The following is a 1,026-nucleotide window of genomic DNA, read 5'->3' as shown; positions in this document are numbered from 1 at the left end:
ATTACTTTAAAAGGAGAAGACACTTTGAACATTATTTCATTTATCAAGAACAACAGCGACTGGAAAACCAAACTTCTTGACGAATTCGGAATCTCAACTAAACAAGATCTCGAAATTAGTCAGAATATCGCCTCCTTCTCTTACGATCAGATCGCAAGTCCTAAATCGCATCCTCTTACTAAAGAAGCTCGGGGTCTTGTATTGGACATTAATTCACTTAAACCACTCTCAAGACCTTTTGACCGATTTTACAATTACGGCGAAGTTCCGGAAGAGACAAAGTCCATTGACTTTAATAATGCTAAATTTTTTGAGAAACTTGATGGTAGCCTCATTACATTCTATTTCTCCGAAGAACACAACCTTTGGAAAATTTCTACAAAAAGCACTCCTTTTGCAAGAAATGCTATCACAAGAAATAGAATTCCTTTTCTGAGCTTGATTTCTGAAACTATTAACGGGAAAGCTGATTTTATTACAATCCCTGAAAATATCTTTTTTGTTGATTCCAATTCATATGACTCTTTGATCAAAAAAATCAATGAGACTCTTGAACCAAAACTCAACAAGAATTATTCTTATATCTGTGAATTAACTTCACAACACAACATTATTGTCACTCAGTATGATGAAACATCTATTCATTTGCTGGCGGTTAGAGATAAGAATGGGGATTACGTTGAAGATCACAATCCAATACCACATATTTTTAAAGAGCCTGAGGTTTATGATGTGGGCTCTCTTGAAGAGCTAATGGAATTCATCAACACTATGAACAAAGGCCGAGATACGCTTCTTGAAGGTGTTGTAGCCATGGACAAAGAGACAAAGGTTCGAACAAAACTTAAAAATTCTGCTTATCTTAAAGTTCACAAACTCATGAATAGAGAAATTGATAATAATTCTATTCTTGATATTGTGGCTGATCAAGAAGAAGCTGAATTTCTATTGTATTACCCTGAACTCAAAGAACGATTCTCTTCTTTTGTTGATGCCCGTGAAAAAGTCATCAGTAAAATTAAAGAA

At 34.5% G+C, this 1,026-nt stretch carries 1 protein-coding gene; it reads left to right on the top strand.

What is annotated here, in order from left to right; translation table 11 throughout:
* Positions 1-1,026, top strand: a 1,026-nt coding sequence (locus tag DWA30_RS00645) for an RNA ligase (RefSeq protein WP_168421707.1), incomplete at both ends; no start/stop codon positions are given.

It is taken from the genome of Candidatus Ulvibacter alkanivorans (genome assembly GCF_003333325.1).
GTDB lineage: Bacteria > Bacteroidota > Bacteroidia > Flavobacteriales > Flavobacteriaceae > Ulvibacter_A > Ulvibacter_A alkanivorans.
Note: the sequence above shows the minus strand (reverse complement) of the source record. Positions and strands in the feature narration are given on the sequence as shown.